The sequence below is a fragment of the Streptomyces sp. NPDC047880 genome, from assembly GCF_040706515.1.
In the GTDB taxonomy this organism is placed as follows: Bacteria; Actinomycetota; Actinomycetes; order Streptomycetales; family Streptomycetaceae; genus Streptomyces.
In genome coordinates, this window is record NZ_JBEZOK010000073.1 from 1 (window position 1) to 1,155 (window position 1,155).

1 pseudogene is annotated in these 1,155 nt (G+C 64.2%); it reads right to left on the reverse strand.

From position 1 onward, the window contains the following. Positions 1–1,091: pseudogene (locus AB0937_RS38520) on the reverse strand (amino acid adenylation domain-containing protein); the annotation flags it as partial. Between the last annotated feature and the right edge of the window lie 64 nt (positions 1,092–1,155).

Below are 1,155 nucleotides of genomic sequence, written 5' to 3' on the forward strand. Positions count from 1 at the left end.
TCTCCCGTCCGGTACATCCGCGCACCCGCCGGACCATACGGACACGCCACGAACCGCCCCGCCGTCAGCCCCGCACGATCCAGATACCCCCGCGCCAGACCCGCCCCCGCCACATACAACTCCCCCGCCACACCCACCGGCACCGGACGCAAACCCCCATCCAGCACAAACACCCGAAGATCAGAAAGCCCCACACCAATCCCACCACCACGACCCTCCGCCGAATCCAGAGGGGAATACGTGACATGAACCGTCGTCTCCGTGATCCCATACATGTTCACCAACCGCGGCCCCTCATCCCCATGCCGCGCAAACCAGCCCTCCAACCGGGCCACATCCAACGCCTCACCACCGAACACCACACACCGCAACACCCAGTCATCCCGCTCCACCGCCATCAACTGATAAAACGCCGACGGCGTCTGACTCAGAACCGTCACCCCCTCCTCCGCCAGCAACCGCGCAAACTCCCGCGGCGAACGACTCACCCCGAACGGCACCACCACCAACCGCCCACCATGCAGCAACGCACCCCACAACTCCCACACCGAAAAATCAAACGCATACGAATGGAACAACGACCACACATCACCCGAACCAAAACCGAACCAGTCCCGCGTCGCCCCGAACAACCGCACCACATTCCGATGCGGCACCACCACACCCTTCGGACGCCCCGTCGAACCCGACGTATAAATCACATACGCCGCAGAATCCGGCAACACCTCCACCCCCAGATTCCCCTCCCCCACCCCCACCACATCAACATCAACATCCCCCACACCCAAAGTCACCACCGGCCGCACATCACCCAGCACAAACTCCACCCGCTCCGCCGGATACTCCGGATCCACCGGCACATACGCCGCACCCGACTTCAACACCGCCAGCACCGCAACCACCAACTCCACCGACCGCGGCAACACCAACGCCACAAACCGCTCCGGCCCCGCCCCCCGCTCCACCAACCACCGCGCCAGACGATTCGCCCACGCATTCAACTCCCCATACGACAACGACCGCCCCTCACACACCACCGCCACCGCACCCGGATCACGCACCACCTGCGCCTCAAACAACTCCACCACCGACAACCCCCCACCCAACACCACATCCCCACCCCCACCAGCCCACCCCAAAACCAACCCACGCTCA